This window comes from Salinispora sp. H7-4, from assembly GCF_013416675.1.
Lineage (GTDB): Bacteria > Actinomycetota > Actinomycetes > Mycobacteriales > Micromonosporaceae > Micromonospora > Micromonospora vitiensis.
In genome coordinates this window covers 129,851-156,563 of the sequence record NZ_JABZED010000064.1, presented here as the reverse complement: position 1 = coordinate 156,563, position 26,713 = coordinate 129,851, and the positions used below count along the sequence as shown (strand labels likewise).

The following is a 26,713-nucleotide window of genomic DNA, read 5'->3' as shown; positions in this document are numbered from 1 at the left end:
CAGCTGACCACCCACCAACCGACAACGGGCCGGCCCCACCAGGGGCCGGCCCGCTGTCGTCCTCCGCGGCGCGACGGATGCGGGCCGGGGGCCGGACCGGTAGTCTGAGCCACCGTGACCGGTTACCTGGGCTCCTACGCGACGCTCGGGCTCCTGCTCCTCGCCAGTCTGCTTTTCTTCGTGACGGCCTTCTCGGCCAACCGGGTGTTGCGCCCGGCCCGCCCTGCCGAGCCACCTGGCAAGCGCGCCACCTACGAGTGCGGGCTGGACCCGGTGGGCGGTGACTGGGCCCAGGCCCAGATCCGCTACTACGTGTACGCCTACCTGTACGTGTTGTTCGCGGTCGAGGCGGTGTTTCTCTTCCCCTGGGCCGTGATCTTCAACCGGCGCGGCTACGGGCTGGTCACCGTCGTGGAGATGGGGATCTTCGTGGCGGTGCTGGCGCTGGGCATCCTCTACGCGTGGCGGAAGAACATCCTGCGCTGGACCTGACCGTTCGGCCACACCGGGTGAGGGCCCACGGTGGCGGTGCGTTACGCCAGGCCGCGCCGGGTGGACGCGGGTGGGCGGTCGCCGCGGATGGTGGCCACCATGTCCAGGACCCGGCGGGTCGCCTGGACCTGGTGCGCCCGGAACACCCGGGCACCCAGCCAGGCGGAGATCGCGGTGGCGGCCAGGGTGCCTTCCAACCGTTCGACGGCTGGTAGGTCCAGGGTCTCGCCGATGAAGTCCTTGTTCGACAGGGCGACCAGCAGCGGCCAGCCGGTCCCGGCGAGTTCGTCGAGGCGGCGGGTGAGCTCCAGGGAGTGGTAGGTGTTCTTACCGAAGTCGTGGGCCGGGTCGATCAGAATGCCGTCGGGCCGTACCCCCAGCGCCACCGCCCGCTCGGCGAGGCCGGTTACGGTCGCCACCACGTCCGCCAGCACGTCGTCGTAGCCGACCCGGTGCGGCCGGGTACGCGGTGTCAGCCCGCCCGCGTGTGAGCAGACCAGCCCGGCGCCGGTCTCCGCCGCGACCTGAGCCAGCGCTGGGTCGGTGCCGGACCACGTGTCGTTCAGCAGGTCCGCACCGGCGGCCACCGCCGCCACGGCTACCTCGGCCCGCCAGGTGTCGATCGAGATGACCACGTCGGGGAAGGCGGCGCGGACCGCGGCGATGGTGGCCACGGTCCGGCGGATCTCCTCGGCCACGTCGACCTCGGCGCCGGGACCGGCCTTTACCCCGCCGATGTCGATGATGTCGGCGCCCTCGGCGACCGCGCGCTCCACCGCGCGCAGCGCACTCTCCTGCCCGAAGGTCGCGCCTCGGTCGAAGAACGAGTCCGGGGTGCGGTTGACGATCGCCATGACTCCGAGCTCACCTGGGCCGAAGGTGCGTCGGCCGAGCCGCAGTGCGTTCGCCATCCCGCCTCCTGAGGGGTGTCGCCGGACCTCCCGGCCGTCCCGACGCTAGTCGGTGACCGCTGAGCCGGCCGGACCGGCTGTCGATTCGCCTGCTCACCGGGGAACCGGGGTGGTGGGGTCGCCCCGGCCCGGTGGACATGCCACGATCTGGTGCATGGGTCAGGTTCTGCTCCTGTTGGTCGCGGCGCTCACCGTCGCGGCGGTGGTCTTCGGCGTGGCGGTGCTGGTCACTGACCGGGATTCGGGTCTTGCGCCAGTCGAGCCGGACGGGGCAGCAGTGCCCCTGCCCAGCAGTCGCCCGCTGTGGGAGTCCGATATTGGCCAGGTGCGGTTCGACACCGCGTTGCGTGGGTACCGCATGGCTCAGGTCGACCAGGCGATGCGCCGGGCGGCGTACGACATCGGCTACAAGACGGAGCTGATCGGGGTGCTGGAGGCAGAGGTCACCGCGTTACGTGAGGGGCGCAACGCCGATGCGGAGACGCTGCTGCGCGCCCGCAGGCAGGCCGCCGGAGCGCACTCCGCGGCCGCCGCTGACCCGCCCGATGGCGCAGCGCAGCGGTCCCAACCACAGACTGGCGAGGTCGCTGACGAGTTGGCGGACGAGGCCCGCCTCGGTGGCGGGGGCACGCCGGGCTCCGAGGCACAATCCGGCGGCGAGGCACAATCCGGCGGCGAGGCCCGGTCCGGTTCCGAGGCTGGTTCCGGCGGCGAGGCCCGGTCCGGTTCCGAGGATCGGTCCGGCGGTGAGAGCACGGCTGAGTCGGCGGATGGCGTCCGGCCGGCCGGCGCAGCGGACCCGGCAGCCCGGTCGGAGTCGGTGTGACGGTGGGGGACAGCGCCGAGGAGCCGGCCACCCCGGACCGCGCTGACCTGCGCGAGGTGGCGCGGCCGGGGGCCGGCGAGGTTACCGCCGCGGTGATCGTCAACGCGTCGGCCGAGCGGGTCTTCGCGGCGCTCGTCTCCTGGGAACGACAGAGCGAATGGATTCCCTTCACCCAGGTCCGGGTGGTCGAGGGGGATGGTGGCGAGGGCAGTCTGGTAGAGGCGGTCACCGCGGTCGGGCCGGCCACCCTCCGCGACGAGATGCGGGTGGTCCGGGTGGACGCACCGTACGAGGTGCGCGTGGTCCACTGCGGGAAGCTGCTGCGCGGCCCCGGCGTGCTGCGGTGTACCCCGTTGGCCGGAGAGCGGACCCAGGTCGTCTGGCACGAGTGGTTCCATCTGCCGGGCGGGGCGGCCGGACGGGTGGTGTGGCCCTTCTTGTGGCCGGGCTCGAAGGTCGGCCTGACGCGGGCCCTCCGGCGATTCGGGCGGCGGGTGGAGCAGGGTCGCCTTCCCTGATCTGCCCGGCTGGCCACGGCCGGGCGTGGTCGGTGTGTCGGTGGGGTGCCGTAGCGTTGACGCGTGACTGACCTCGTGACCGGTGTGGTGACGGACCTCGTGACCGGTGCTGACGGTTCGCCGCGCTGCGCCTGGGGGGCGGGCACGCCCGACTACGTCGTCTACCACGACACCGAGTGGGGCCGTCCGCTGCACGGCGACGATGCCCTCTACGAGCGGATGACGCTGGAGGCGTTCCAGTCCGGGCTGTCGTGGCTGACCATCCTGCGGAAGCGGGCCGCGTTCCGGGAGGCGTTCGACGGGTTCCGGATCGAGTCGGTGGCCGCGTTCTCCGCGGCGGACGTCGCCCGGCTGCTCGATGACACCGGCATCGTCCGCAACCGGGCCAAGATCGAGGCGGCGATCTCCAACGCGCGGGTCGCGCGGGACCTTCCGGCCGGTCTCTCCGCCCTGCTCTGGTCGTACGCGCCGCCCTCGCGCCGCGCCCGGCCGGCCTCGTCCGCGCAGGTGCCGGCGCTGACCGTGGAGTCCACCACGATGGCGAAGGCGTTGAAGAAGCGGGGCTTCCGGTTCGTCGGCCCGACCACCGCATACGCACTGATGCAGGCCACCGGCATGGTCGACGACCATCTCCTTGGTTGCCACGTGCCGGTGGGCGGTGCCGACGTGATGGGATGGAGTGCATGATGACGGACACCGCGGACCGGACCGACCGGACACCCCGTGCCGACGGCGCGGACACCTGGGCGGTGCTGCTGCCGCCGGGGCGGTACGAGGCCGAGCGGCTCGTGCACCATGACACGTTCGAGCTGACCGGTGCCGAGGGAACTCGGCCGCGCCTCGGCGACCAGGTCGCGGTGCTTGCCGATGCGCCGTCGAGGCTGGTGGCGCTGGGTCGGGTCACCGACATCGGCGACCTGCGCCCGGAGGGCCCGCCCACGGATCAGGTCGAGCCGCGGCTGGTGATCACGTACACCCGACGGTCCTTCGACACGCCGGTGTCGGCCGATTCCCTGATGGTCGACGGGCCGGTCACACCGCTGGACCCGACGGCTTTCCAAGCACTGGCCGACCAGCTCGGCCCGCCCCCGCCGCGGCAGTCCTGGATGGTCAGTCTCAACCTGCCGATCGAGGCCGTGTCGCCGGCGGAGGCGGTTCGGGAGTTCTGGTCCTACGTGCAGGAACTGGGCCCCGGCGAGCTGCCCGCATTCGTCTGGCCGTCCGGTAACGAGCTGGCCATGCAGGCGTTCGTCCTCGGCGAGGAGGCCAACCAGGACCCGGAGGAGGACGACTGACCGGGGGCGGACCCCGGCGCCGTCAGCGGCCCTCGAAGACCGGCTTCTGCTTGGCGACGAAGGCCATGGTGGCGGACCGGTGGTCGGCGGTGGCGCCGCAGATCGACTGAGCCTGCGCCTCGGCGGCCAGGGCGTCGGCGAGGGTGCCCGCGTCCGCGATGGAGAGCTGTCGTTTGATCGCCCCGTACGCGATGGTCGGGCCAGCCGCCAGCCGGGCGGCCAACTCCTGCGCCGCCGGTAGCACCTCCTCGTCGGTCGCGACCAGCCGGTTGAGCAGGCCGAGCTGGTGAGCCTCCGCCGCCCGTACCGGCTCGGCGAGCATCAGCAGCTCGACGGCCTTGGCGTGGCCGACGAGCCGGGGCAGCGTCCACGAGGCGCCGGTGTCGGCGGCGAGCCCCACCTTGGCGAACGCCATGAGGAAGCTGGTGGCGGGTCCACCGACGCGGATGTCGGCGAGGAAGGCCAGTGAGGCACCCGCCCCGGCGGCCATGCCGCCCACGGCGGCGACGACGGGTTTGGCCAGGCCCGCCAGCCGGGCGACGATCGGGTTGTAGTGCGTTCCCACGGTGTCCAGCGGGTTACCCTCGCTGGACTCCAGCGTCCGCACGTGCTCGCGCAGATCCTGACCGGCACTGAACGAACCGCCCGACCCGGCCAGCACCACCGCTCGGCAGCTCCGGTCGCTCTCCAGCTCGGCCAGGGCGTCCCGGAGCGCCTCCTTCATTGCCGTGTCGAAGGCGTTCATGGCCGTTGGGCGGTTCAGGGTGAGGGTTACGACGGCGTCGGTGCGGTCGATGAGGAGTGGCTCGGTCATGGTGTCAAATGACCCTTCTATCCAGTGATGCGGTTACCGGCGTCGAGACATGCCTCGACGTAGCGGTCAGCGGCCGGCCGAAGCCGGGCCGCGTGGCGGTCGAAGAAGCTGCCGGCGGCGGTGCCCGGCCAGCGCTCGGGGAGCAGCGCCAGCGGCAGCTGTGGGTCCCGGAACAGGAACGTGCGCCAGGCGTGCACGAGTCGGAACCGGGCGGCGTACGCCTCCTCGTCGGGACTGCGTACGGTGACTCCGGTGAGCAGCGTCCGTTGTTCGGCGACGAACTGCTCGTATGCCCGGCCGATCTCGGCCAGGTCCCAGGCGCGGCGGACGATGCCCATCGCCCCCGGGGCGCCGGCGGCGTGCGCGGCGGTGAACCGCTCGTAGCGCACCCCCGCCTCGTCCAGGAGCAGGTCCACGCCATCCCCCGGTCGGGTGGCCACCCACGTGCACTCGTCGAGCGTGCCGTAGCCGAGGAAGCTCAGGTTCGCGGCGAGGCGCTGCCGTTCCCGGCGGGCGCCCGGTGCCGCCAGGACGAGCAGGTCGAAGCGCCCGTCCCAGCCAGTTTTGCCGGTGCGGTAGATCCGCGTGGCCGCCTCGTCCAACCGGCGTGCGGCTTTCGGCGTGATCGCGTAACCCGGTCCGGTGGCCATCCGGAGGGGTTCGAGCCAGCCTTGGCGCACCATCCGGGAGACCGCCGTCCGTACTGCTGGCGGTGCCATGCCCAGAGGCGCCAGCAGCTTGACCAGAGCAGCGACCTGTGCGCGGCCGCCTCGGGGCCGGAGGTAGTCACCGTACAGGTCGAAGAGTGCTGACCGTGCCTGCATGACCGCACATTGTGACAGGCATTCTCGGGATAAGCTAGGTTCTGTTACATCAATACCGCCTCGGTTTGGGTCCAGCGGTGTTCATCAGGGAAAATCGTTGGTCGACACCCCGGTGAAGGTTGCGGGTGGTCGTGGCGAAGTGGCTGTGGGGCAACCCACCGACCCTGGTTCAGGTCTGAGGGGAGACAACATGGCGGCGATGAAGCCGCGGACGGGCGACGGTCCGCTGGAAGTCACCAAGGAGGGCCGGGGCATCGTCATGCGAGTCCCGCTGGAAGGCGGTGGCCGGCTCGTCGTCGAGATGACTCCGGACGAGGCCAACGCGCTCGGTGACGCGCTGAGGGCGGCTGCCGGCTGAGTACGGACCGTCCGCGCCTCGCGTGGACGGTCCGTCCGCCTCCTGATCCACCGGCGTTCGCTCGCCGGTGGTCGTAGGCATGCTGAAACGGGACGGCCAGACGGTGGCCACCCGGGACTCCGGGCGGCCACCGCTGGTCGTCAGGTGATACCCACCGCCCCGGCAGCCGCCTGCGGAATTTTCCCTGATCTGCGGAGCACTCCGCAGGCTTCTCCTGGAAGGTACGGCGTCGCGTGCTCGCCATCCGTCTGATCGCCGAGCCTGAGCGGCTCGATGTCCTGGCCCTGCCCGTCCGACCCGCCGGCGAGGCGGAACCGTCAGCTCAGCCGGTGCCCGTCGCGGCGGCCCTGCCGGCCGAGGTCACCGACGAACTCGCCGCGCTGCTGCCGGTCGCGCGGCTGGGTGGCGAGGCCGGCCAGACCTGGACCCAGATTCGACCCGAACGGGTGCCGGCCCGCCTGCTCCCGTTCGGGATCGGGGCCGGGGACGAGGCCGCCTGGCGGACGGCCGGAGCCGCCCTCGCCCGCGCGGCGGCCGGCGCGGAGCACGTCACGCTCCCGCTACCGACGGCTGCCACCCCAGCAGCCGTACGGGGGCTGGTGGAAGGGCTGCTGCTGGCGTCGTACCGGTTCCGGCTCGGCGCCGACGAGGCCGCACCCGCCCTGGCCGCGGTTGACCTGGTGGTGCCGGATGCAGCGGAGTACGCCGACGTGGTCGCGGGCGCCCGTACCACCGCGGAGATGACCCGACTCGCCCGCGACCTGGTGAACATGCCCTCGTCGGTGAAGAACCCGGAATGGTTCGCCGGGCAGGTGGCCGACGCCGCGGCCGACCTCCCCGACCTGCACCTGCGGGTCCGGGAACCGGATGAGCTGGCCGCCGAGGGCTTCGGCGGGATCGTCGCGGTGGGCAGCGGCTCCGCCAACGGCCCCCGGCTCGTGGAGCTGGACTGGCGGCCGGCCGGGGCGCGGACGCACGTCGTGCTGGTCGGCAAGGGGATCACCTTCGACACCGGGGGAATCTCCATCAAACCCCGGGCCGGCATGAAGCTCATGCGCAAGGACATGGCCGGCGCGGCAGCGGTGGTGGCGGCCACGCTGGGGGCGGCCGCGCGGCGGCTGCCGGTCCGGGTCACCACCCTCGCCCCGCTCGCCGAGAACATGGTCAGCGGCGCCGCGTTCCGGCCCGGCGACATCATCCGCCACTACGGCGGCGTGACCAGCGAGACCACCAACTCCGACGCCGAGGGCCGGCTGGTCCTCGCCGATGCGCTCGCCTACGCCGTACGGGAACACCAGCCCGACCTGGTCGTTGATCTGGCCACGCTGACCGGTGCGAACGCGGTGGCGCTGGGCAAGCGCACCGGCGCCCTGTACAGCGAGAACGACCGTCTCGCCGGGGACCTGTTGGCGGCGGTCGACGCAGCCGGTGAAGCGGCGTGGCGGATGCCGCTGCCGACCGACTATGTCGACTACCTCAGCAGCGAGCTCGCCGATCTCTACAGCGCCCCGGCCGAGGGAGCTGGGTCGGTGGTGGCGGCGCTCTACCTGCGCGAGTTCCTCGGCGAGCTGCGGGACCGGTGGGTGCATGTCGACATGTCGGCGCCGTCCTGGTCGGAAGGGGCGGATGCGGAGTTGACCCCGGGCGCCACCGGCTGGGGGGTCCGTTCGCTCCTGCGCTGGCTGGACACGCTCGGGTGACGTGGATCGATGGCGATCCGGGCGTCCGGATGCCTAGCTGCGCACCGCGGTGAGTAGCCCGTGGCCGACCGGGAGCAGAGCGGGAATCCAGTACTCGGACTCCCGGATCGCCTTGATCGTCTCCCGGGTGGTCACCGTCTCCACGTCCCGGGCGGCCGGGTCGGCGATCCGGCCGTCGGCCAGGGCGCCGTTGAGGGCGAGCACTCCACCCGGTCGGAGTAGCCGGTGGGCGGCCTCCACGCAGGTGGCGAAGCCCGTCGCCTCGGTGTCAACGAACACCAGGTCGTACGCGCCGTCGGCGAGGCGTGGCAGCACGTCCAGCGCCCGGCCGGTGATGATCCGGCTCCGCCCGGAGGGGAAACCGGCCTCGGTGAAGATCCGGCGGGCGATGCGCTGATGCTCGATCTCACCGTCGATCGTGGTCAGTACCCCGTCGGGGCGCATGCCGCGCAGCAGCCAGACACCGCTGACGCCGGTGCCGGTGCCGATCTCCACCACCGCGCGGGCGCTGCCCGCGGCGGCCAGCAGCCGCAGGGCGGCACCCGCACCGGGGGTCACCGCCTCGAGGCCGACCTCGTGGGCGAGCGCGCGGGCGGTGCGCAGTACGAGATCCTCGGTCACGTACGACTCGGCGAGTTGCAGAGCCTGGGCCGAAGAGCCGGAATTGGCGACCGTGGCGATGGGACACCTCCGGACGGCGTTCGGGTCAGAGCGGGCTCCGGGTGCTGCGGCAGCAGGTCGGAACGCGCCCTTCAGGGGTGAGTGGGGCACTGTGAGCCTAGAGGCGATGTGCACGGGGCGCAGCCGCGCATCCCATGCATCGACGATTACGGTGGGTAGCCATGACTCCACCCGCGGCTTCCGTGCAATCCTGGAGGCGGTGTCCAAACGAGTGTGACCGGTCGAGCGTGGTTGGCACGGATGGGCCCGGGACGAGTGGGAGGCAGCGACGTGACCGATGGCTGGGACTGGCGCCAGCCCGGGACGGGTGCCACAGCGGCGGGCTCGTCGTCGGCCCCTCCTCCGCCCGGCGGCCCGGGTTCGCCCTGGTGGTCTGACGCGTTGGCCGACCCGTGGCGGGATCCGACGGCACCGGCGGCGGTGGTCGTGCCCGCCGCGCCGGTTCCCGGCACCGAGCCGGAGCCGATCACCGACCCGGATTCGGCCCGTCCCAGACTGCGGCACCTGCTGATCATTCCGTTGGTAACGGCCCTGCTCGCCGGTGCACTGGGGGGCGCGCTTGGTTACGCGTTCGCGATCCGGGGCGATGCCGCCCCGGTCCTCGGTGGCGCCCCGATCCAGCCGCCGGAGCTGGCCCAGCGCCGGCCGGAGTCGCTCGCCGGGGTGGCCGAGCGGGTGCTGCCGAGCGTGGTCACGGTTCGGGTGGCGGGGCCCGACGGGACGAGCGAGGGTTCCGGCTTCATCGCCACCACCGACGGCTACGTGATTACCAACGACCATGTGGTGGCGGGCGCAACCGGGCCGGCCACGGTGGTCTTCAATGATGGAAGCGCTGCCCCGGCCACCCTCGTCGGTCAGGATCCGGAGTCGGACATCGCGGTCATCAAGGTCACGAAGGAAGGGCTCCGCCCGGTGGCGTTCGGTGACTCGGAAGCGCTCGCGGTCGGCGACCCGGTGTTGGCCATCGGGTCGCCGCTCTCCCTGGCCAACACGGTCACCGCCGGCATCATCAGCGCCCTCGACCGGACGATGCAGGCGGGCGAGCCGGGCGGCCCCACCCGCTACTACGCGGCGATCCAGACCGACGCGGCGGTCAACCACGGCAACTCCGGCGGCCCCCTGGTGGACGGTGCCGGACGGGTGATCGGGGTCAACTCCACGATCAAGTCGCTGGTCGCCGAGGGGCAGGAGGCCGGCAACATCGGGCTCGCCTTCGCGATTCCGATCAACCAGGCCAAGCGGATCACCCAGGACATCATCGGCACCGGCAAGGCCCGTCGTACGGTGATCGGCGCCCAGGTGGGCGGCGGGGGTGTGGGCGCCGGGGTGGGGGTGCGGTTGGTCTCGGTGGAGCCCTCCGGCCCGGCGGCCAGTGCCGGGCTGCGGGGCAATGACGTGATCGTCACCCTCAACGGGCGGCCGACGAACGAGCCGACGGACCTGATCGCCCTGGTCCGTAAGTTCGCACCCGGGTCCGTGGTGGTGGTGGAGTACCGGCGTGGCACGTCACGGCGGAACGCCTCGGTGACCCTGGCCGCGGATGTGAAGTGAGCCGCTCGGCCCCCTGCCGAGCTAGCCTGTGACGTGCGTAGGCTTGCGCTGGGGCCGAAGGGAGGATCGTGCGGTGTTCGACAACCTGAACTGGTGGGAGATCGGTGCGCTGCTGCTCCTGGCGCTGCTGATCTTCGGTGACCGGCTGCCCGCGGTCATCAGCGACGGTCTGCGGATGGTGCGTAACCTGCGCCGAATGGCGACCAACGCCACCACTGACCTGAGTCGGGAACTGGGCACCGACATCCAGCTCCAGGACCTGCATCCGAAGACGTTCGTTCGCAAGCACCTGCTCAGCGAGGAGGATGAGGCGGCGATTCGGAAGCCGCTGCAGGGGGTCTACGACAACCTGCGGGCTGATGTCGCCAGCGTGCAGGAGGAGCTGAGGGATGTCGCCACGGCCGTTGACCCGGCGAGCCGCCCAGCCAGCCGCCCGACCCAGTCGACCGGCGGTAGCTCGCCCGCGCCCACTCCTCGGGTCAGCTACGACGACGCGACCTGACTACGGTGCGACCTGACTGACGGTGCGACCAGCTATTGACGGTGCGACCAGCAACGGCGGCGCGACCAGCTACGACGGCGTGACCTGAGGGGCGCCTCGCCGGGGTGTGCTTGCACCGCCGAACTACGGTGCCGTGGCATGACTAACATCGACTGTGGATCGACGCCGCCTGTCGGTGCCGACAGAGTGGCCTCGTGGGCCAGGCGTGCCGACGGCGATGACCCGGCGGCGGCGCGGGGCAGGGAGCTCTCCTGGGACGGGTGTGTCAACGCTCGGGAACTGGGCGGGATCGGCCGGGTGCGGCCGGGCGCGGTGGTCCGGATGGAGGAGCCGAACGGCCTGAGCGCGGCGGGATGGGCGGCCGCCTGGGCGTACGGGGTGCGCACGGTCGTCGATCTGCGCAACGCCGACGAGTACGGGCAGGACAGCGCGCCCAGACCCGCGGGGATGACGACGGTGCGGGTGCCGCTCGAACCGGTCGGCACACCGTTCTACGACCACTGGGAGAAGATCGACAACCTGGCGTCGCCGCTGTACTACCCGGCGATGCTGGCCGAGCAGCCGGAGCGGGTGACAGCCGCCATCCGGGCGATCAGCACTGCCGCACCGGGCTGCGTGCTGTTTCACTGCTCCGGCGGCAAGGACCGGACCGGGCTACTCGCGCTGGTGTTGCTGACCTTGGCGGAGGCGACGCCGGAGGAGATCGTCGCCGACTACCTGCTCTCCTACGAGCGGATGCGACAGCGCTACGCCGAGCTTGGCCACCCAGACCAACTCGTCGCGGTGACCGAGTGCCTGGCGACGCGGAACACCACCATCGAGGCATCGCTGAGCTCCACGGTCGCCGCCCTGACGATGCCCGACTACCTCCTCGAGAACGGCCTGACCGCAGCCGAGGTCAGCAACCTGCGGGCCCGCCTGATCATCTGACCGGCGGTCCCAGCGGCCCGGCCACGTATGAGCTAGCTGCCGGCCGGCTTGAGGCCCAACGGTTTGCCGAGTAGTGACTCACGTCGTACCGCGAGTCGGTCGGCGACCTGCTCCAGCGCCGCGGCGGCGGGGGAGGTCGGCTCGGCGAGTACGACCGGGTTGCCCTCGTCGCCGGCCTCGCGGACCCGGGTGTCCAGCGGGATCTGACCGAGTAGCGGCACCTGCGCACCGACGGCCTTCGTCAACGAATCGGCGACCGACTGGCCGCCGCCGGCCCCGAAGACCTCCATCCGGGTGCCGTCCGGCAGCTCCAGCCACGACATGTTCTCGATGACACCGACCACCCGCTGGTGGGTCTGCAACGCGATCGCGCCGGCCCGCTCCGCCACCTCGGCGGCGGCGGTCTGCGGGGTGGTGACCACCAGGATCTCGGCGTTGGGCAGCAGCTGGGCCAGCGAGATCGCCACGTCACCGGTGCCCGGGGGCAGGTCGAGCAGGAGCACGTCCAGGTCGCCCCAGTACACGTCGGCGAGGAACTGCTGTAGGGCCCGGTGCAGCATCGGGCCGCGCCACACCACTGCGGCGTTGCCGGGGGTGAACATCCCGATTGAGATGACCTTCACCCCGTGCGACTCGGGCGGCATGATCATGTCCTCGACGCGGGTGGGTCGCCCCTCGGCCCCGAGCATCCGCGGCACCGAATGGCCGTAGATGTCCGCGTCAACCACCCCGACAGAGAGCCCCCGGGCGGCCAGCGCCGCCGCCAGGTTGACCGTCACGCTGGACTTGCCGACGCCGCCCTTGCCGCTGGCCACCGCGTACACCCGGGTCCGGGAGCCGGGCTGGGCGAACGGAATCACCGGCTCCTGGTCGGTGCCGCCGCCGCGGAGCCTGGTCTGGAGCTCCTTGCGCTGCTCGGGGCTCATCACGCCGAACTCGATCTCCACCCCCGTCACCCCCGGCACCGCGCCCACAGCGGCCGTGATGTCCGAACGCAGCTTGTCCTTCAGCGGGCAGCCGGCGACGGTGAGCAGCAGCTCAACCTGAACCACGCCGTCGTCGCCGATCGTCGCGGAGCGGACCATGCCCAACTCCGTGATGGGACGGCGGATCTCCGGGTCGTTGACAGTGGCCAGGGCGGCCTGAATCGCGTCGGAGACGGTATTGGCGGGTGCAGACATGACGGCAATGCTACGTCGGCGACGATGTGGCGCCGCCCTGGGTGGCAGCGACGGTGGTCACCTGTTCCCGGCGCCGGTGCGGCCGTCGCCGGCCGGGTCGGTCTCCACCTCATCCCGGGGTTCGTCGAGCCCGTCCCCCTTGACCGGCCACCCCGGGGCCCGGTGTTGCCGGCGTAACCGGCGTTGGGCGGCGTCGTCCAGCTCCTCGGCGAGCCGGGCCAGCTCGGAGCGGAGGAAGTCGCGGGTGGCGACCTCACCCATCGCGTTCCGGAGCGCGGCGATCTCCCGGGCCAGGTACTCGGTGTCGGCCTTCTGGGCGGTCGCCCGACGCCGGTCCTCCTCCAGCGCCAGCCGGTCCCGGTCCGCCTGGCGGTTCTGGGCGAGCAGGATCAGCGGCGCCGCATAACTCGCCTGCAACGACAACATCAGGGTCAGGAACGTGAAGGTGTACGGGTCGAACCGAAGATGCGTGGGGGCGAGCGTGTTCCAGCTGAACCAGGCGGCGATCACCACCGTCATGTAGACGATGAAGTGGGCGGTGCCCATCTTCCGGGCGATCGCCTCCGACCACCGGCCGAAGGCCTCCGGGTCGAACCGGGGCAGCTGGATGCGCCGGACCTCGCGTGGCTGGTCCAACCGCGCTGGCCGCCGCCGCTCAACCATCCGTACCGTCCGACGACTCGCCGGTGCCGACCGGGGTGGACGGCCGCGCGTCCCGGTCCCGCCAGTCCCGGGGCAGCAGATGGTCCAGCACGTCGTCCACGGTGACCGCGCCCACCAACCGGCTGCTGCGGTCGATCACCGGCATGGCGACCAGGTCGTAGGTGGCCATCCGGCGGGTGATCTCAGGTAGTGGGGTGACCGGCCGCAGCGGGTCGATGTCGTTGACCACCACCCCGCCCAACAGGTCGGCCGGCGGCTCCCGCAGCAGCCGTTGGAAGTGCACGATTCCGAGGTAGCGGCCGGTCGGTGTGGTCATCGGCGGCCGGGTGACGAAGACCTGGGCGGCTACCGCGGGGGAGAGCTGGGGCTCGCGGATTCGGGCCAGCGCCTCGGCCACCGTGGCGTCCGGGGGCAGAATCACCGGCTCGGAGGTCATCACCGAGCCGGCCGTGCCCGGCGTGTACTTGAGGAGCTGGCGTACGGGATCGGCCTCGTCTGGTTCCATCAGGTCGAGCAGGACATCCTGCTCCGGTGGCGGTAACGCGCCGAGCAGGTCGGCGGCGTCGTCCGGGTCCATCTGCTCCAGCACGTCCGCGGCCCGCTCCCGGTCCAGTGCGGCCAGGACCTCCACCTGGTCGTGCTCCGGCAACTCGCTGAGTACGTTGGCCAGCCGTTCGTCGTCGAAGGCGGCAGCGATCTCGTTGCGCCGTTCGTCGGGCAGGTCCTGCAGGGCGTTCGCCAGGTCCGCGGGGCGCATCTCCTCCAGGACCGCCAGCAGGTTGGCGGTACCCCGGTTGTTTGCGATCCCGCTCAACCCGCGAACCCGGTCCCACTCGATCTGGCGCAGGTTGCCGCGGCGGGTGAGCCGGCCGGTGTGCTCGCGGACCGCGACCCGGGCCAATGTCCACTCGTCGCGGGTCGCCTCCATGGCGATATCCACCACGACCCCGGACGTCCCCTCCGGGTGGATCTGCACCCGGCGGTCGAGCAGCTCCTGGAGGACGAGCAGCTCGTTCGGGCGCTTCTCGAACCGGCGCAGGTTGAGGGTGCCGGTGCCGAGAACCACGGCGTCCGAATCGATCGAGGTGATCCGGTTGATCGAGAGAAAGATCCGCCGCCGCATCGGCATCTCGGCGACCAGGCCGACCACCTCCGGCGGGTGCTTCGTGGCCCGTAGCCGAGCTACCGCGTCGCGGACCCGGCCCACCTGGTCGCCGTTGGGGTCGTAGACGGCGACTCCGGCGAGCCGGGCGAGGTAGACCCGGGTCGGCGTGCTCACGCAGACCAGCCTAGGCGCCTACTGTCTATCAACATGTCGACCCTGGATTACGAGATCGTGGACGTCTTCACCGATCGTCCCTTCGCCGGTAATCCGCTGGCGGTGGTGTTTGATGCCCACGGGTTGGCCACGGACCAGCTGCAGGCACTCGCACTGGAGTTCAACCTCTCCGAGACGGTGTTCGTGCTCCCACCCACCCGGACCGACGCCACCTATCGGGTGCGGATCTTCACCCCGGCTGCCGAGTTGCCGTTCGCCGGTCACCCGAGTGTTGGCGCGGCGGTCACCGCCAGCCGGCGTGGCCTCTTCGCCACCGGCTCGGTCCGGCAGGAGTGCGGCGCCGGTGTGCTGCCGATCGAGGTGGATGCGACCGGCGCGACGCTGACCGGAGGCACGCCGACGCTCGGCCCCGAGCTGGATCCGGGACCGCTGCTGGAACTGGTTGGCCTCACCGCGGTTGACCGGGCCGGGCCGGCGCCCCGGGTGGCCGGCTGCGGGCTGGAGTTTCCGTACCTGCCGGTGTATCGGGACGCGGTGCCCCGCGCCCAGCTGAATCCGGGGGCCGCGCAGCGGTACGGCGTGGAGCACGTCGCGGTCTTCTCCTGGGATGCCGAGTCGCGGACCGCGCACACCCGGGTTTTCGTCCCCGGGCTGGGAGGCCCGGAAGATCCGGCGACCGGGTCGGCCGCTCTGGGACTGGGGGTGTGGTTGGTGGCCAGTGGGTTGCTACCTGGTGCTGGTCGGACCGGCTACGCCGTTCGCCAGGGCAGCGAGATAAACCGGCCATCCGCCCTGACCTGTACGGTTACCGCGGCCGACGGGGCCGCCCTCGGGGCTACCGTCACCGGCCGGGTGGTGCCGGTGGCCCGGGGCGAGATTGTGATCCCGCCGTTCGTCGGCTGAGCGGCGCGGGCGGTGGGGTCGCCGCCGCGACGACGAACCGGAGCGGCGTCAACCCCCGACCGAGGGTGTGGCCGGCGGTGGGTGCGGACCGGCGGTGGGTGCGGGAGGATGCGGGGGTGAGTGACGCGGTACGACGCAGCAACCTGCTGGTGGACGAGGCGCTGAAGAAGGCGGCCATCGCCTGGGTCGGCGTCGCCGACGCCCCGGCATCCGCGCTCTGGTGTGTGCCCCTGGCGGGCGCGCTCCTCGTGGTCAGCGGGCCGGGGGAGCAGTCCGCTCCCGGGCTCGCCGATGCGAGGCGGGCGGAGGTCACGCTGCGGGGCGATCACGGCGGCCGGATTGTCACCTGGCCGGCGGAAGTGACCCGGTTGCTGCCCGGTACCGAGGACTGGGAGACCAACGCGCCGCTGGTTGCGGCGAAGCGGTTGAACGCACCAGGTTCGGCTGCCGACCTCGTGGCCCGCTGGGCGACGGTCGGTTGCGCGCTCCACCGCCTCGTTCCCGCGGGCGATCCACTGGCCGGCCCGGCACTCCCCACCGCTTCGCTGGCCCAGCCACCCCGCCCGGCAGCGGTGGTGCGGGCCGCCCGCAAGCCGTTCCGGCTGCACCGCGTCCGCCGGCGCTGACCTTGGCCGGCTGCGGCCGGAACGCGGGCGGTTCGTGGGTGTGGCATGGCGGTCGATACGTGGAACCATTGCTCTTTGTGCCCGCCCTGCCGTACCGGCTGCCATCGGAGCCGCTGACCGGCGGCGCGCTCGCCCTCGCCGTACTCGCCGTGTCGTCCTCCGCGCCGCTGGTAGCCTTCGCCGCCGCACCGGCCCTGGCGGTCGCCTTCTGGCGCAACCTGCTCTCGACCGCGGTGCTCGGCCCGGCCACTCTGCTCCTTCGGCGGGCCGAGCTGCGGGCGTTGGCCGCTCCGGCCGGACGACGCGCCCGCCGGTACTGCGTCTTCTCCGGTGTCGCGCTCGCCGCGCACTTCGCCACCTGGATGCCGAGCGCCAAGCTCACCACGGTGGCGGCGGCCACCGCGCTGGTCGCCACCCAACCCGTCTGGCAGGGGCTGATCGCACAAGCCCAGGGGCGGCGACTGCCGAGGGCGGTGTGGGTCGGCGTCGGCGTCGCGGTCGCCGGCGCGGCACTGGCCGCCGGAGCCGACTTCGCGCTCTCCGGATCGGCCTTCCTCGGTGATCTGCTCGCGATTCTCGGCGGAATGTTCGCCGCGGTCTACACGGCCCTGGGGGAGCAGGCCCGTCGCACGGTCAGCACCACCACGTACACCACCGTCTGCTACGGCGTCTGCGCTCTGGTCCTGCTCGTGGTCTGTTGGGTCGGTGGGGTACGGCTGTCCGGCTTCGACACCCGTACCTGGCTCGCGGTGCTGGCCCTGGTGGCCGGCGCCCAGCTGCTTGGTCATTCGATGTTCACCTACGCGCTGCGCCGGGTCTCGGCCACCTCGGTCAGTCTGCTGATTTTGTTGGAGGCGCCGGGAGCGGCGCTGATCGGCTGGGTCTGGCTGGGCCAGCTGCCGCAGCCGTTAGCGTTGCCGGGCCTGGCGTTGCTGCTGGTGGGCGTCGCGGTGGTGATCCACAGCAGCGCGCGGAGTCATCGCGCCTGACCCTCACCGGGTCCCTGGCTCCCGTCGATGCCGACCGCTTTCGCGCTGGCTTCCCAGAGCTGAGTGGCCGATTCCGGATCAGTTGCCTTCTGGGCCGGTTGGCGGAGCCGTAGATCCTGGTAGTAGCCACCGCTGTGGAGTCGTTCCGGACCCTGGTTGGCGAGCCAGACCAGGGTCTCGGCCCCCTTTTCCGCACGGCGGGCCGGCATCAGGCGCATGGCGAAGCTGATCAGCTTGCTGTCACCGCCGAACCGGGTCCGCACCACGCCCGGGTGGAAGCAGTAGGTCGGCAGGTCCGGCCAGCGTCGGGCTGCCTCCGTGGTGAACAGGATATTCGCCTGCTTGCTGGTGCCGTAGGCGCTCATCGCGCGGTACCGGCGCAGCGGCTGGTTGAGGTCGTTCGGGTTGAGCGACCCGCTGCGGTGCGCGGCGGACGCGGTCACGACGACCCGGTCGAGCCGGTCCCGCAGGAGGTTGGTCAACAGGAACGGTGCGAGATGGTTGGTCTGAATCGACAGCTCGTAGCCGTCAACAGTGGTTGTCGGCCGGACCGCGATCGTCCCCGCGTTGTTGGCCAGCACGTCGATCCGGTCGTACGCGGCGCGCAGCTGCTCCGCCAGAGCACGGACGTCGTCGAGGACGGCGAAGTCCGCGCGAAACACCTCCGGCAGTTCGCCAGCAGACTCCCGGACCTGCTCGGCGGCGGCGTGGAGGCGGGCCGAGTCGCGCCCGACGAGTACCACCCGGTCGCCGCGGCGGGCCAGGTCAACGGCGGCGGCGAGGCCGATGCCGGAGCTGGCTCCGGTCACCACTACCAGTCGACGCCCAGTGAGATCTTCCACAGGTTCATTCACCCCAGTCACGGCACGAGGTTACCGTGACGTCCCATTACTTTGGCATCGCCAAGTCGCCTGTGTGGATCGCCAGGTCCACATACGTCTGCATGGTTGAGGTGGCGCCGGCCTGTCGCCGGACGTTGGAAGGAGCGCTTACATGACCGCAGTCGGTCGCCCCCGTCGGTCCTGCCTCGCGGTACCGGGTTCCAGCCTCAAGATGCTGGGGAAGGCGCAGGGCCTCCCCGCCGATCAGGTCTTCCTCGATCTGGAGGACGCGGTCGCCCCGCTCGCGAAGCCGGACGCGCGGAAGAACATCGTCGCCGCACTCAACGAGGGCGACTGGACCGGCAAGACCCGGGTGGTCCGGGTGAACGACCTGACCACCCCATGGACCTACCGGGACGTCATCGATGTGGTCGAGGGCGCCGGCGCCAACCTGGACTGCATCATGCTGCCGAAGGTGCAGGACGCCGGCCAGGTGCAGTGGCTGGATCTCACCCTCACCCAGGTGGAGAAGACCCTCGGCCTCCAGGTCGGGCGGATCGGGATCGAGGCGCAGATCGAGAACGCGGCTGGCCTGGTGAACGTTGATGCGATTGCCGCGGCGTCACCCCGGGTGGAGACCATCATCTTCGGCCCCGCCGACTTCATGGCATCGATCAACATGAAGTCGTTGGCGGTCGGGGCGCTGATTCCGGACTACCCGGGCGATCCCTACCACTACATTCTGATGCGCATCCTGATGGCCGCTCGGATGCATGACAAGCAGGCGATCGACGGCCCGTTCCTGCAGATCCGGGACGTTGCTGGGTTCCGCGACGTGGCCAGGCGGTCGGCCGCGCTCGGCTTCGACGGGAAATGGGTGCTGCACCCGGGCCAGCTGGAGGCCGCGAACGAGGTCTACTCGCCGGCCCAGGACGACTACGACCACGCCGAGCTGATCCTCGACGCCTACCAGCACTACACCTCCGAGGCGGGCGGGAAGCTCGGTGCGGTGATGCTCGGTGACGAGATGATTGACGAGGCATCGCGCAAGATGGCGTTGGTGATCGCGGCGAAGGGCCGAGCGGCCGGGATGGTTCGTACCTCTTCCTTCACCCCGCCCGCGCAGTAGCAGGCCGGCGGCCCCGACGGCCAGCCGTCGGGGCCTGATCTGCTGCTGCGCGACGTGGCCGAGGATCACCTCGACCGGCGCGGTGAGGGCAGGACGTCAGCCCGAACAGCGACAACACCAGGGCGGCGATGGCCGACTGTTCGTCTGCGGCTGGGGGTTGGCGTAGCCCGGGTGTCCCAGCTGCGGGTACACGCCCCGGCGGGACACGGTCATCGCGCCGCGTTGCTCGGGCCGGGGCAAACAGGCAGGATTCTGACATGGCGATTGACGCGAGTGCCGGGAGCCGACCGAAACGAGACGCGAGTCGTCGCGGTGTGGCCCGGCGTAGCCGGGCGACGGGCGGCAGCCTGGCCGGGCCCGGTGGGCAGGACGAGCAGGTGCCCCTGCCGGAGCCGGTCACCATGCGGCTGGACGGGCGGGTGGCGTTGGTGACCGGAGCCGGCAGTCCGGACGGTATCGGGTACGCGACCGCGCGTCGCCTCACCGACCTGGGCGCGCGGGTCGCCATCGTCTCCACCACTCGCCGCATCCACGATCGGGCCGGCGAGCTGGGGGTCACCGGATTTGTGGCTGACCTTACCGACGAGTCGGAGGTCGGTGCGTTGGCGGATGCGGTCACCGAGCAACTCGGTGACGTGGAGGTGTTGGTCAACAACGCCGGCTTGGCGAGTCGGGCGAGTCCGGAGGTACTGCGGCCGGTCGCCCAACTCAGCTACGAGGAGTGGCGCGGTGAGATCGATCGCAACCTGACCACGGCCTTCCTGTGTAGCCGGGCGTTCATCGGCGGGATGGCCGAGCGGGGCTGGGGCCGGATCGTGAGCTTGGCGGCGACCGCCGGCCCGGTCAATGCCTTGCCAACGGAGGCCGCCTACGCGGCGGCCAAGGCTGGAGTCGTCGGGCTGACCCGGGCGTTGGCGATGGAGATGATCGCGGACGGGGTGACCGTCAACGCGGTGGCGCCGGGGACCATCCACACCGCCGCATCAACGATGGCCGAACTCAAACAGGGACTGGGCACGCCGGCGGGTCGGCCGGGCACGCCGGACGAGGTGGCGGCATCCATCGCATTCCTCTGCTCGCCGGCTGCCTCCTACATCACCGGTCAGATGCTGGTCGTGGACGGCGGCAACAGCGTGCGTGAGGCGCAGTTCCGCTGACCCACGGTGCTCACCACCCCGGTCACCACGCTCCTGGGGCTGGGGCACTCCGACTCAGTACGTGCCGCTGTCGTTGCCGCCGATGGCGGCCAGGACCGCCCATCCGCAACAGGCCAACAGGCCGAGCGCGGTGAAGATGTAGCTGAGGATCAGGCCCGCGGTGGCGAGTTGGCCACCAGACTCGCCGCTGGTGCGCAGCTGTCGGCGGGCCAGGTGGCCGAGGACGATGCCAGCAGGTGCGAATACGAAGGCGAAGACCAGACAGAGGATGGCCAGGACGTTCGTCGCCGAGCTTCTGGGCGGACCATAGAGCTGGTGCTGCTGCCCCCATTGTTGTGGTTGTTGCCCCCACTGTTGTGGCTGCTGTTCCCACTGTTGTGGTTGTTGCCCCCACTGTTGTGGCTGCTGTTCCCACTGCTGCTGCCCCCACTGGGGCTGACCGCTCTGTGCTGCACCGTGCTCCGGCTGGTTCGGGTCGGCTCCGGGTGCGGGGGGCGGCTCCGGGCCGGCGTTCGGCTGTTCCCAGGGGGACGCGGGCCGGTCGGGATCCGGTGGACCGGGCGACGGTGGCTGGCTCACGATCTTCTCCTCCTGCCGAGGTCCCTATGGCCGGACGCTACCCCGGCTGGTGAAACTTTTCACAGCGGTTGGGGGGACTGGTCACCTTGGCGGCGCCGCCCGCGCCGCCGATACTGGCCGGGCATCTGGTTACCCACGAGTAGCGCAACGACCCGGAGGCGGATATGGCTCGACTCGCCCAGACACCCGGCCTGACCGACGTGCAACAGTCGATTCTGGAAACCGTCCGGGAGTTCGCGAACAAGGAGATCATCCCGCACGCGCAGCGGTTGGAGCACGCCGACGAGTACCCGGCCGACATCCTGGACGGGATGCGGGAGATGGGGCTGTTCGGCCTGACCATCGGCGAGGAGTACGGCGGCCTGGGCGAATCGCTGCTGACCTACGCCTTGGTGGTCGAGGAGCTGTCCCGGGGCTGGATGTCGATCTCTGGCATCGTTAACACCCACTTCATCGTGGCGTACCTGATCTCTCAGCACGGCTCGGCCGACCAGCGGGCTCGGTTGCTGCCGAAGATGGCGACCGGGGAGGTGCGCGGGGCCTTCTCGATGTCCGAGCCGGAGTGCGGCTCCGACGTCTCGGCGATCACCTCGCGAGCGGTCCGGGACGGCGCGGATTACGTCCTCAACGGCCAGAAGATGTGGCTGACCAACGGGGCGTACGCGTCGGTGGTCGCCACCTTGGTCAAGACCGACACCGGCGCCGACTCGGTGTACGGGAACATGAGTACCTTCCTGCTGGAGAAGGAGCCGGGCTTCGGCGAGACCGCTCCGGGCCTCACCATCCCCGGCAAGATCGACAAGATGGGCTACAAGGGGGTCGAGACCACCGAGATGGTTCTCGACGGCGTGACCGTCCCCGAGTCCGCGGTGCTCGGCGGAGCGGAACAGGTCGGTCGCGGTTTCTACCAGATGATGGACGGAATCGAGGTGGGCCGGGTGAATGTGGCGGCCCGGGCCTGCGGCATCTCGATCCGCGCCTTCGAACTGGCCGCCGCGTACGCCCAGCAGCGCCGTACCTTCGGCCAGCCGCTCGCCACCCACCAGGCCATCGCGTTCAAGCTGGCCGAGATGGGGACGAAGATCGAGGCCGCGCACGCGTTGATGGTCAACGCCGCCCGGCTCAAGGACGCCGGTCAGCGCAACGACGTCGAGGCCGGCATGGCCAAGCTACTCGCCTCCGAGTACTGCGCGGAGGTGGTCCAGGAGGCGTTCCGTATCCACGGTGGCTATGGCTACTCCAAGGAGTACGAAATCGAGCGCCTGATGCGGGAGGCCCCGTTCCTGCTCATCGGGGAGGGCACTTCGGAGATCCAGAAGACCATCATCTCCCGTGGCCTGCTCCGGGAGTACCGACTCTGACGCCTGGTCAGCCCCGGCGGCTCAGGCCGGCGGCGGCGCGTTCGACGGCGAGGCAACGGTCCTCGACGTAGTCGATGCCGGCGTCGGCGGCGATCCGCCGGGCCGTTGGGGAGATGATGCCGAGTTGCAGCCAGACCGCCGGTGCGCCGATCCCGACGGCCGAGCGGACGACCTCCACCGCGTCGTCGGCCGGGCGGAACACGTCCACCAGGTCGACTGGGTGCGGGATGTCGGCGAGAGACGGGTAGGCCCGCTCGCCGAACAACTCGTCCACGGCCGGGTTGACCGGGATGATCCGCCAGCCGTGCTGTTGCAGCTGGAGCGGCACGGTGTGCGCGGGTTTTCGCGGATCACGGGACGCGCCGACAACAGCGATCACGGCGGCGTCGGCGAGGATCTGCCGGGGTGTGCGCATCCATCGACTCTAACGCCGCTGGTCGTGGCGGGCCGCCGGGAGCAGGGGTGCGCCCGCGAGGTGCTGCCGGCAGTGCCCGGCCGCGGGGATCTGGCGGGGCCGGGGCCGTCGGGATCCGGCGGGGCCGGAGGGCCGGGGGATCCGGTGGGGGCGGCTAGAGCAGGCTGAGCTGCTCGGCGGGCGGCTGGTCGGGGGGCCGCGGGGTGTCCCGGGGAACGCCGGGATGGAGGCCGTGCCGGCGGGCCGCGATCCGGACCCGTGCGGTCAGCTCCCGCTGGTACGACTGCGGGGAGTACGCGCCGGCCCCGTACAGCTCACGGTAGCGGGGGACCAGGTGCGGAAAGGCGCGGCCGAGCCAGCGGGCATACCAGTCTCGGGCGCCAGCGCGCAGGTGTAGCGCGATCGGGGTCACGCCGGTCGCGCCGGCGCCGGCGACCGCTGCCACGGTCGCTTCGATGGACTCGTCGTCGTCGCTGAGGCCGGGCAGGATCGGTGCCATCAACACCTCGACGGCGAAGCCGGCTTCGGTGAGTTGGCGGACCACGTGTAGCCGGCGGCCGGGGCTCGGTGTGCCCGGTTCGACCGCTCGCCAGAGCCGTTCGTCCACGAAGCCCAGCGAGCAGGCCAGGCTGACCCGGGTTACCTGGGCGGCCTGGCGGAGCAGGGGAATGTCGCGCAGGATGAGGGTGCCCTTGGTGAGGATCGAGAAGGGGTTGGCGAAATCCCGTAGGGCGCTGATGATCTCCGGTAGGAGTTGGTAGCGCCCCTCGGCTCGCTGGTAGCAGTCGACGTTGGTGCCCATCGCGATCTGCCCGCCCCGCCAGCTGGGTGCTGCCAGTTCTCGGCGGAGCAGCTCGCCGGCATTGGTTTTGACGATCACTCTGCGGTCGAAGTCGGCACCGGCGTCGAGGCCGAGGTAGGTGTGCGTGTTGCGGGCGAAGCAGTAGACGCACGCGTGGCTGCAACCCCGATATGGGTTGATGGTCCACTCGAAGGGGACCCGGGAGGTGCCCGGGACTCGGTTGATGATCGACTTTGCCTGGATCTCATAGAAGGTCATGCCGGCGAAGTCGGGCGTGGGGAAGCTGCGGGCGGTGGCGCCGGTCAGCGCCAGCGGCAGGGGTGGCGTCGCTGGCGCTGACCCGTCGAGGCCGATCGTGCTCGGATCGGCGGCGAGGTTGTCCCAGCGCATGGCTGGTATTCGAACACAGGTACGAACAGGTGGGCAAGTGTTGTGGGGGTGTGCCCGCCCGGGGTGGGTCAGTGGGGGTGCTCGGCGAGCTTCTTGCGGACGTCGTCCATGTCCAGCGCTTCGACCTGCTCGATCAGGTTCTCGAGGGCCGACTCGGGTAGCGCGCCGGGCTGGGCGAAGACGATGACCCCGTCGCGGATAGCCATGATCGTTGGGATGGAGCGAATGTCGAACTTTGCACCCAGCTCCTGCTGTGCCTCGGTGTCGACCTTGCCGAAGACAATGTCCGGGTGCTGTTCCGAGGAGCGCTCGTACACCGGGGCGAACCGCTTGCAGGGGCCGCACCAGTCGGCCCAGAAGTCGACCAGCACGATTCCGTCGCCACCGGTCAACTCGTCGAAGTTTGCCGTGGTCAGCTCAACGGTTGCCATCTCAATCTCTCCGATCGCGTGGAACAGCTACCTCTGGTCGAACCAGGGCGCGCTGCAGGGAATTCCCGGGACCCTGATGGCCGAAACGCCGCCGCCGCGGGTCGGTTACGGCGCGGCTCGAACGCATCGATGGTTTTCGGTGCGGAGTTGGGTCCTGCAATACGCAAGTGCATGTCGCATTTGCGTTACCATCGGTAGTGGGAGCGCTCTCAGGCGGGTTGGCGGCGTTGCGCCTACGTGTCGGTAACTTTAGTCATGACAAGGAGCTATTGGATCCACGGTGATCACTTGCAGCGGGGGTCTGAATTACGCTGAGTGATGTAACAAAAAGGAAACTGTGATCCCCGTCTCTGTTGGAATGTGGCTGCGGTGCGGCAGAATCTGTCGCATCAGAGCGTGGGCGGCGGGTGCCGGGGAGGGCCCCGCCGCTCATTGCGTCCGGCCTCAGGTGGCACTGGTGTGACTTTTCCCGACCACCGTCGTCCCCTGGCCCACCTTTACGATCGGTAAGGCATGCTGTGCCGAACTCATCACCGCCCGTCGAAGGGGGACCAGGATGCAGTTCGGCCGCTACTACGAGGATTTCGAGGTTGACGCGGTCTACCGGCACTGGCCGGGCAAGACGGTCACGGAGTACGACGATCATCTCTTCTGCCTGCTCACGATGAACCACCACCCGCTCCACCTGGACGCGCACTACGCCGAGACCGCAAGCCAGTTCAAGCGCAACGTCGTGGTCGGCAACTACGTCTACTCACTGCTGCTCGGCATGTCGGTGCCCGACGTCAGCGGCAAGGCGATCGCGAACCTGGAGATCGAATCCCTGCGCCACGTCGCCCCGACGTTCCACGGCGACACGATCTATGGGGAGACCACTGTCCTGGACAAGCGGGAGTCCTCCTCGAAGCCGGACCGCGGCGTGGTCGCCGTCGAGACCCGTGGCTACAACCAGGACGGGACGCTGGTGTGTGTGTTCCGGCGCAAGGTCATGGTGCCGAAGAAGGCGTACGCCGAGGCCGCGGCCGCCGACGGGGTGGATCTGGAGCGGCCGAGTTTCCCCACGCCGCGCTGACGGCGTTGCCGCGTCGGAGGTACCGGAAAGCTTCCGGCGTGGCCCACCCCTCGCTCTATTACAGATTTATCCGGTACTCCGCTCTTTGTTGGTCTTTTTTCGGTAATTGGGGCTTATGCTGGCGCCGGAGGTTCCCATGAGCCACTCCGTCGCCGGCGAGCCGCCCGTCCGTGGCCGTCACGCCGTACCGCCGACCGTTGCCCCCTACTCCGCCGCGGAGTGGGACCTGCTCTCCAGCCTGCCCAGCTGGACTGTCGCCGTTACCGCCACCCACGCGCCGGTGCGGGGGGTCGCCGCCGGGCTGGCCGGCCTCGACGCCGTCGCCGCGGGTCGGTCCTTCGACAGTGATCTGGTTCGTGCGGTGGTGGCCACGATCTACGCCCGGCACGACGGTTCGGCGAGCGCGCCGAGGGGGTGGCTCGCCCGCGACGCCGAACTGCTCGCGGGCGACGCCGAACTGCTCGCCGTCGCCCGCGCGGCGGCCCGGCTGCTCGAGCGGCGAGCCGATCCGGCTGACTCGGCCGCCTACCGGCAGTGGGTGCAGTCGGTCGCCGCCCGGGTCTGCCGGGCCGGGCCGAGCCGGGGCGGGCCGGTTGCCCGCAGCGACCGCCGGTTCCTCGATCGGCTCGGGGATGCCCTGGGGCTGGGCTGAGTGGCACGTCCGACTGGCCGTACCCTCTATGACCCGTGACCGGTGAGCAGTTTGAGGTCGGGGTGGGTCCGTGGCAGGGCACCCCGCCGGACGACCCACGCTACGATCCAGACCTGCTGGCGCACGGTGACCGACGCAATGTCGTTGACCGGTACCGCTACTGGCGGCAGGAGGCGGTCGTCGCGGACCTGGACCAGCGGCGGCACGACTTTCACGTGGCGATCGAGAACTGGCAGCACGATCTGAATATCGGCACCGTGGTCCGCAATGCCAACGCGTTCCTCGCCGCCGAGGTCCATGTTGTCGGTCGCCGCCGATGGAATCGACGCGGCGCGATGGTGACCGACCGCTACCAACATGTGCGGCACCACGAGACGATCGAGGGCTTCGTCGCCTGGGCGGCGGGTGCCGGGCTCTCGGTGGTGGGCATCGACAACCTGCCGGGTTGTCAACCGCTGGAGACGGCCACGCTGCCCCGGCGGTGCGTGCTGCTCTTCGGTCAGGAGGGCCCGGGGCTGTCCGAACCTGCTCGGGCCGCCTGTGACCAGCTCTTCTCGATTGCCCAGTACGGCTCGACCCGTTCGATCAACGCCGGCGTGGCCAGTGGCATCGCCATGCACGCCTGGATCCGGTCCTACGGCGGGCCAGCTCCGTCCTGAGGCGGTGTCACCGCTCCACTGTGTGGTGTGAGATCACCGACGGATCGAAGCGCGTCGGCCGGTGAAGCTCGGGGAATGTGGCTGCATGCGATAGCCTGGCCGGCGAGTGCGGGGTCGTTGCTCGTGGGGTCGTTCAGCGCGACCTTTCGAGGTTGGCGCGCCTTGGGCTCAGGCACGGTGCACCTGCTCCGGAGCATCCGGT

Annotated in this window: 31 protein-coding genes and 1 pseudogene; 20 read left to right on the top strand and 12 right to left on the bottom strand. The window is 70.7% G+C overall.

The features are described from left to right. Positions 1-114: 114 nt before the first annotated feature. Positions 115-492 carry an NADH-quinone oxidoreductase subunit A gene (ndhC, locus tag H0524_RS23545; RefSeq protein ID WP_018218419.1) on the top strand — a complete coding sequence of 126 codons (378 nt, stop codon included), beginning with the start codon at positions 115-117 and terminating at the stop codon, positions 490-492. Between the two features lie 41 nt (positions 493-533). On the opposite strand, the gene folP is transcribed toward ndhC, so the two are convergent. Further along, on the bottom strand, positions 534-1,403 hold the full coding sequence (gene folP, locus H0524_RS23540; protein WP_018218420.1) for a dihydropteroate synthase: 870 nt from the start codon (positions 1,401-1,403) through the stop codon (positions 534-536). 154 nt (positions 1,404-1,557) lie between these two features. Here folP and H0524_RS23535 point away from each other — a divergent pair, with 154 nt between their 5' ends. From H0524_RS23535 to H0524_RS23520, 4 genes are all read left to right on the top strand, one after another. Then, the gene (locus tag H0524_RS23535) at positions 1,558-2,229 is read left to right on the top strand and encodes a DivIVA domain-containing protein (RefSeq protein WP_180200602.1); all 672 of its coding nucleotides are present in this window, start codon (positions 1,558-1,560) and stop codon (positions 2,227-2,229) included. Continuing rightward, on the top strand, positions 2,226-2,747 hold the full coding sequence (locus tag H0524_RS23530) for an SRPBCC family protein (protein WP_180200601.1): 522 nt from the start codon (positions 2,226-2,228) through the stop codon (positions 2,745-2,747). The genes H0524_RS23535 and H0524_RS23530 overlap by 4 nt, the downstream gene beginning before the upstream one ends. Before the next feature lie 87 nt (positions 2,748-2,834). Beyond that, positions 2,835-3,434, top strand: a complete 600-nt coding sequence (locus tag H0524_RS23525; protein WP_180200617.1) for a DNA-3-methyladenine glycosylase I — start codon at positions 2,835-2,837, stop codon at positions 3,432-3,434. Further along, entirely contained in the window at positions 3,431-4,042 is a 612-nt protein-coding gene (locus tag H0524_RS23520; RefSeq protein ID WP_180200600.1) for a hypothetical protein, read from the top strand. Before H0524_RS23525 ends, H0524_RS23520 begins: the two co-directional genes overlap by 4 nt. Positions 4,043-4,064: 22 nt before the next feature. Here the strand turns inward: H0524_RS23520 and H0524_RS23515 are convergent, their stop codons facing one another. Both H0524_RS23515 and H0524_RS23510 read right to left on the bottom strand, forming a co-directional pair. Then, on the bottom strand, positions 4,065-4,856 hold the full coding sequence (locus H0524_RS23515) for an enoyl-CoA hydratase-related protein (RefSeq protein ID WP_180200599.1): 792 nt from the start codon (positions 4,854-4,856) through the stop codon (positions 4,065-4,067). 17 nt (positions 4,857-4,873) lie between these two features. Continuing rightward, positions 4,874-5,680: a PaaX family transcriptional regulator C-terminal domain-containing protein gene (locus tag H0524_RS23510; protein WP_180200598.1), complete on the bottom strand. Its 807-nt coding sequence runs from the start codon at positions 5,678-5,680 to the stop codon at positions 4,874-4,876. 190 nt (positions 5,681-5,870) lie between these two features. Here H0524_RS23510 and H0524_RS23505 point away from each other — a divergent pair, with 190 nt between their 5' ends. Further along, complete coding sequence (locus tag H0524_RS23505) at positions 5,871-6,038, top strand: DUF3117 domain-containing protein (RefSeq protein ID WP_011904620.1); 168 nt, start codon at positions 5,871-5,873, stop codon at positions 6,036-6,038. A 233-nt stretch (positions 6,039-6,271) separates the two neighbouring features. Beyond that, complete coding sequence (locus H0524_RS23500) at positions 6,272-7,738, top strand: M17 family metallopeptidase (protein ID WP_180200597.1); 1,467 nt, start codon at positions 6,272-6,274, stop codon at positions 7,736-7,738. A 33-nt stretch (positions 7,739-7,771) separates the two neighbouring features. On the opposite strand, the gene H0524_RS23495 is transcribed toward H0524_RS23500, so the two are convergent. After that, complete coding sequence (locus H0524_RS23495) at positions 7,772-8,359, bottom strand: class I SAM-dependent methyltransferase (protein WP_018727538.1); 588 nt, start codon at positions 8,357-8,359, stop codon at positions 7,772-7,774. Positions 8,360-8,689: 330 nt separating this feature from the next. Here H0524_RS23495 and H0524_RS23490 point away from each other — a divergent pair, with 330 nt between their 5' ends. The 3 genes from H0524_RS23490 (at position 8,690) to H0524_RS23480 (ending at position 11,402) form a co-directional block, all read left to right on the top strand. After that, positions 8,690-9,970, top strand: a complete 1,281-nt coding sequence (locus H0524_RS23490) for a S1C family serine protease (RefSeq protein WP_180200596.1) — start codon at positions 8,690-8,692, stop codon at positions 9,968-9,970. A 73-nt stretch (positions 9,971-10,043) separates the two neighbouring features. Beyond that, a complete protein-coding gene (locus tag H0524_RS23485; RefSeq protein WP_180200595.1) occupies positions 10,044-10,472 on the top strand; it encodes a preprotein translocase subunit TatB in 429 nt (142 codons plus the stop codon). Between the two features lie 138 nt (positions 10,473-10,610). Further along, complete coding sequence (locus tag H0524_RS23480; protein WP_180200594.1) at positions 10,611-11,402, top strand: tyrosine-protein phosphatase; 792 nt, start codon at positions 10,611-10,613, stop codon at positions 11,400-11,402. 32 nt (positions 11,403-11,434) lie between these two features. Here the strand turns inward: H0524_RS23480 and H0524_RS23475 are convergent, their stop codons facing one another. Genes H0524_RS23475 through H0524_RS23465 form a run of 3 tightly spaced genes read right to left on the bottom strand, consistent with a single transcriptional unit; the run spans position 11,435 to position 14,525 of the window. Beyond that, positions 11,435-12,583: an Mrp/NBP35 family ATP-binding protein gene (locus tag H0524_RS23475; protein ID WP_180200593.1), complete on the bottom strand. Its 1,149-nt coding sequence runs from the start codon at positions 12,581-12,583 to the stop codon at positions 11,435-11,437. Between the two features lie 57 nt (positions 12,584-12,640). Further along, positions 12,641-13,246 (bottom strand): DUF1003 domain-containing protein, encoded by a 606-nt coding sequence (locus H0524_RS23470; RefSeq protein WP_180200592.1) that lies wholly within the window; start codon positions 13,244-13,246, stop codon positions 12,641-12,643. Then, entirely contained in the window at positions 13,239-14,525 is a 1,287-nt protein-coding gene (locus tag H0524_RS23465; protein ID WP_180200591.1) for a magnesium transporter MgtE N-terminal domain-containing protein, read from the bottom strand. The genes H0524_RS23470 and H0524_RS23465 overlap by 8 nt, the downstream gene beginning before the upstream one ends. A 33-nt stretch (positions 14,526-14,558) precedes the next feature. Between H0524_RS23465 and H0524_RS23460 the strand changes: the two genes are divergently transcribed. The 3 genes from H0524_RS23460 to H0524_RS23450 all read left to right on the top strand — a co-directional run bounded on the left by H0524_RS23460 (position 14,559) and on the right by H0524_RS23450 (position 17,043). Then, on the top strand, positions 14,559-15,428 hold the full coding sequence (locus tag H0524_RS23460; protein ID WP_180200590.1) for a PhzF family phenazine biosynthesis protein: 870 nt from the start codon (positions 14,559-14,561) through the stop codon (positions 15,426-15,428). Positions 15,429-15,544: 116 nt separating this feature from the next. After that, positions 15,545-16,054 (top strand): hypothetical protein, encoded by a 510-nt coding sequence (locus tag H0524_RS23455; protein ID WP_026322825.1) that lies wholly within the window; start codon positions 15,545-15,547, stop codon positions 16,052-16,054. A gap of 77 nt (positions 16,055-16,131) precedes the next feature. Further along, positions 16,132-17,043, top strand: coding sequence for a DMT family transporter (locus H0524_RS23450; protein WP_180200616.1), 912 nt, complete (start codon positions 16,132-16,134; stop codon positions 17,041-17,043). On the opposite strand, the gene H0524_RS23445 is transcribed toward H0524_RS23450, so the two are convergent. After that, the gene (locus H0524_RS23445) at positions 17,031-17,885 is read right to left on the bottom strand and encodes an SDR family NAD(P)-dependent oxidoreductase (RefSeq protein WP_180200589.1); all 855 of its coding nucleotides are present in this window, start codon (positions 17,883-17,885) and stop codon (positions 17,031-17,033) included. The genes H0524_RS23450 and H0524_RS23445 overlap by 13 nt on opposite strands. A 151-nt stretch (positions 17,886-18,036) precedes the next feature. On the opposite strand from H0524_RS23445, the gene H0524_RS23440 reads away from it, so the two are divergent. Next, positions 18,037-18,993 carry a CoA ester lyase gene (locus H0524_RS23440; protein ID WP_180200588.1) on the top strand — a complete coding sequence of 319 codons (957 nt, stop codon included), beginning with the start codon at positions 18,037-18,039 and terminating at the stop codon, positions 18,991-18,993. 257 nt (positions 18,994-19,250) lie between these two features. After that, a complete protein-coding gene (locus H0524_RS23435; protein WP_180200587.1) occupies positions 19,251-20,150 on the top strand; it encodes an SDR family NAD(P)-dependent oxidoreductase in 900 nt (299 codons plus the stop codon). Positions 20,151-20,204: 54 nt separating this feature from the next. Here the strand turns inward: H0524_RS23435 and H0524_RS23430 are convergent, their stop codons facing one another. Continuing rightward, positions 20,205-20,729, bottom strand: coding sequence for a DUF4190 domain-containing protein (locus H0524_RS23430; RefSeq protein WP_180200586.1), 525 nt, complete (start codon positions 20,727-20,729; stop codon positions 20,205-20,207). 164 nt (positions 20,730-20,893) lie between these two features. Here H0524_RS23430 and H0524_RS23425 point away from each other — a divergent pair, with 164 nt between their 5' ends. Continuing rightward, positions 20,894-22,090, top strand: coding sequence for an acyl-CoA dehydrogenase family protein (locus H0524_RS23425; protein ID WP_018218443.1), 1,197 nt, complete (start codon positions 20,894-20,896; stop codon positions 22,088-22,090). Positions 22,091-22,097: 7 nt separating this feature from the next. Here H0524_RS23425 and H0524_RS23420 read toward each other — a convergent pair whose 3' ends face one another. The 3 genes from H0524_RS23420 to trxA form a co-directional block, all read right to left on the bottom strand. Further along, positions 22,098-22,505: a CoA-binding protein gene (locus H0524_RS23420; RefSeq protein ID WP_180200585.1), complete on the bottom strand. Its 408-nt coding sequence runs from the start codon at positions 22,503-22,505 to the stop codon at positions 22,098-22,100. Between the two features lie 154 nt (positions 22,506-22,659). After that, a complete protein-coding gene (locus H0524_RS23415) occupies positions 22,660-23,697 on the bottom strand; it encodes an Rv2578c family radical SAM protein (protein WP_180200584.1) in 1,038 nt (345 codons plus the stop codon). Between the two features lie 68 nt (positions 23,698-23,765). Then, the gene (gene trxA, locus H0524_RS23410) at positions 23,766-24,128 is read right to left on the bottom strand and encodes a thioredoxin (protein WP_018727520.1); all 363 of its coding nucleotides are present in this window, start codon (positions 24,126-24,128) and stop codon (positions 23,766-23,768) included. A 556-nt stretch (positions 24,129-24,684) separates the two neighbouring features. Between trxA and H0524_RS23405 the strand changes: the two genes are divergently transcribed. The 4 genes and pseudogenes from H0524_RS23405 to H0524_RS25690 all read left to right on the top strand — a co-directional run. Beyond that, positions 24,685-25,200, top strand: coding sequence for a MaoC family dehydratase (locus tag H0524_RS23405; RefSeq protein ID WP_018218446.1), 516 nt, complete (start codon positions 24,685-24,687; stop codon positions 25,198-25,200). A gap of 115 nt (positions 25,201-25,315) precedes the next feature. Continuing rightward, positions 25,316-25,852, top strand: coding sequence for a hypothetical protein (locus tag H0524_RS23400; RefSeq protein WP_180200615.1), 537 nt, complete (start codon positions 25,316-25,318; stop codon positions 25,850-25,852). A 35-nt stretch (positions 25,853-25,887) separates the two neighbouring features. Next, complete coding sequence (locus H0524_RS23395; protein WP_180200583.1) at positions 25,888-26,511, top strand: RNA methyltransferase; 624 nt, start codon at positions 25,888-25,890, stop codon at positions 26,509-26,511. A gap of 18 nt (positions 26,512-26,529) precedes the next feature. Then, positions 26,530-26,631, top strand: a pseudogene (locus H0524_RS25690) (DUF6758 family protein); the annotation flags it as partial. Positions 26,632-26,713 lie beyond the last annotated feature (82 nt).

Excerpts from the sequence above, each read along its gene's own strand:
- H0524_RS23515 (WP_180200599.1), bottom strand. The coding sequence starts at position 4,856 with ATGACCGAGCCACTCCTCATCGACCGCACCGACGCCGTCGTAACCCTC.
- H0524_RS23435 (WP_180200587.1), top strand. The coding sequence starts at position 19,251 with ATGGCGATTGACGCGAGTGCCGGGAGCCGACCGAAACGAGACGCGAGT.
- H0524_RS23510 (WP_180200598.1), bottom strand. The coding sequence starts at position 5,680 with ATGCAGGCACGGTCAGCACTCTTCGACCTGTACGGTGACTACCTCCGG.
- H0524_RS23480 (WP_180200594.1), top strand. The coding sequence starts at position 10,611 with ATGACTAACATCGACTGTGGATCGACGCCGCCTGTCGGTGCCGACAGA.
- H0524_RS23505 (WP_011904620.1), top strand. The coding sequence starts at position 5,871 with ATGGCGGCGATGAAGCCGCGGACGGGCGACGGTCCGCTGGAAGTCACC.
- H0524_RS23470 (WP_180200592.1), bottom strand. The coding sequence starts at position 13,246 with ATGGTTGAGCGGCGGCGGCCAGCGCGGTTGGACCAGCCACGCGAGGTC.
- H0524_RS23425 (WP_018218443.1), top strand. The coding sequence starts at position 20,894 with ATGGCTCGACTCGCCCAGACACCCGGCCTGACCGACGTGCAACAGTCG.
- H0524_RS23415 (WP_180200584.1), bottom strand. The coding sequence starts at position 23,697 with ATGCGCTGGGACAACCTCGCCGCCGATCCGAGCACGATCGGCCTCGAC.
- H0524_RS23460 (WP_180200590.1), top strand. The coding sequence starts at position 14,559 with ATGTCGACCCTGGATTACGAGATCGTGGACGTCTTCACCGATCGTCCC.
- H0524_RS23420 (WP_180200585.1), bottom strand. The coding sequence starts at position 22,505 with ATGCGCACACCCCGGCAGATCCTCGCCGACGCCGCCGTGATCGCTGTT.
- H0524_RS23405 (WP_018218446.1), top strand. The coding sequence starts at position 24,685 with ATGCAGTTCGGCCGCTACTACGAGGATTTCGAGGTTGACGCGGTCTAC.
- H0524_RS23520 (WP_180200600.1), top strand. The coding sequence starts at position 3,431 with ATGATGACGGACACCGCGGACCGGACCGACCGGACACCCCGTGCCGAC.
- folP (WP_018218420.1), bottom strand. The coding sequence starts at position 1,403 with ATGGCGAACGCACTGCGGCTCGGCCGACGCACCTTCGGCCCAGGTGAG.
- H0524_RS23535 (WP_180200602.1), top strand. The coding sequence starts at position 1,558 with ATGGGTCAGGTTCTGCTCCTGTTGGTCGCGGCGCTCACCGTCGCGGCG.
- trxA (WP_018727520.1), bottom strand. The coding sequence starts at position 24,128 with ATGGCAACCGTTGAGCTGACCACGGCAAACTTCGACGAGTTGACCGGT.
- H0524_RS23475 (WP_180200593.1), bottom strand. The coding sequence starts at position 12,583 with ATGTCTGCACCCGCCAATACCGTCTCCGACGCGATTCAGGCCGCCCTG.
- H0524_RS23440 (WP_180200588.1), top strand. The coding sequence starts at position 18,037 with ATGACCGCAGTCGGTCGCCCCCGTCGGTCCTGCCTCGCGGTACCGGGT.
- H0524_RS23400 (WP_180200615.1), top strand. The coding sequence starts at position 25,316 with ATGCTGGCGCCGGAGGTTCCCATGAGCCACTCCGTCGCCGGCGAGCCG.